Source organism: Bacillus sp. P4_D3 (assembly GCF_056401855.1).
The window spans coordinates 1-1366 of record NZ_JBFUIN010000783.1; the positions used below are offsets into that span (position 1 = coordinate 1).

Annotated in this window: 2 protein-coding genes and 1 pseudogene; all 3 read right to left on the reverse strand. The window is 38.1% G+C overall.

Translation table 11 applies throughout. The annotated features are described in order from the left end of the window. Nucleotides 1-553, reverse strand: a pseudogene (locus AC1DTM_RS26645) (flagellar basal body M-ring protein FliF); the annotation flags it as partial. Between the two features lie 22 nt (nt 554-575). Then, a complete protein-coding gene (fliE, locus tag AC1DTM_RS26650) occupies nt 576-875 on the reverse strand; it encodes a flagellar hook-basal body complex protein FliE (protein ID WP_033714758.1) in 300 nt (99 codons plus the stop codon). Between the two features lie 17 nt (nt 876-892). Further along, complete coding sequence (gene flgC, locus AC1DTM_RS26655) at nt 893-1306, reverse strand: flagellar basal body rod protein FlgC (protein WP_002030933.1); 414 nt, start codon at nt 1304-1306, stop codon at nt 893-895. Between the last annotated feature and the right edge of the window lie 60 nt (nt 1307-1366).

The following is a 1366-nucleotide window of genomic DNA, read 5'->3' on the forward strand; positions in this document are numbered from 1 at the left end:
GTATACCTGCAACTTGATCAGCTGTTAATAGTTGTCCACGTTTCACACCAATAGTAATTGCTGCTGTTCCCTTTGCCTTTTCTTCATCAAAAATGGTTTCTTTTTCAGGTAATGTAATTTGCACATTCGCCGTTTCAACTGTCGCAAAGTTTCTTACAATATCTTGCTCCAATTGCTTTTTCGTACCGACAATCTGCTTCATTTTCTTATCTTGCTCACTTGAACCGAGCGAGCTTTCTAATAAAATTTCCTCACCGCTTTTTGAATTAAACGGTAAGCCCATTCCATTCATTTCTTTTCGAACCCATGGAGCATCGTTCTTTTGCACTCGAATCGAACCATCAGCTGCTAATTGATAATCAACACCTAGCTTCGATAATTCTGCTGTAATCTCTTGCTTATCTGTATCGTTTAAATTTTGATATACAACAACATATTTATCTGGCAAGGTGAAGTATAAAAGTGCTCCTGTTACAATCGCTAAAAGCGCAGCACCAATTACTAACTTATGCCACGTTTTCAACGATTGGAAAACATTTTTTATCTTTTCCATTTAAACACACCCGTCCATTTTCCTAAATTTGCATATTAATTAGTGACTTATAATTCTCAATAAGATTATCTCGTACAAGAGCAGCCGTTTTCATTTGTGATTCAGCTTTCTTCTGCTGAATTAAAACATCATGCGTTTCTCCTACCCCTTTTGTCAGTAAATCATATACTGCTGTTTGTGCATTATTTTGCGTTTGATTCATATCTTCCAATAAATCAATAAACTTTTTGCCTTCAACTACAGATGTTTCTGAAGTTTTCGGTACGCCAATTGGCTGAATTGCTCCAAATGGCTGTGTATTTAACATTGGTTGGATTTTCATATTTCCCATCTTCCCTCTTATCCTCGGCCGATTTCTAAATCTTTATCGAGCATTTTTTTGTTCGCATTTAATACACTCGTATTTGCTTCATACATTTTTTGAGCAACCATTACATTCGTCATCTCAGCTGTCACATCAATGTTCGGATAACGTACATATCCTTCTTCATTTGCATGTGGATGCGTCGGATCATACACAAGATTTTCATTTCGATCCGTTTCAATACTTTTTATTTTCACTCCGTTAGTAGGAGCTCCATCTAGCATACTTGCAAAACTATTGTTTGATTCTAGCACCACACTTCGGCGGTGATACGGCTCTGCGCCCGGCGCTCCCGTCGTATTTGCATTCACGATATTGTTAGAAGTAACTTCCATCCATTTTCTCGCTGTAGTTAGTCCTGAGCCACTTGCATTAATTGCTTGGAACATCGCGTTGTCTCTCCTTCTACTCTTAACGTCCACGTGCTGCTTGGTTAATTGCGTATTGCG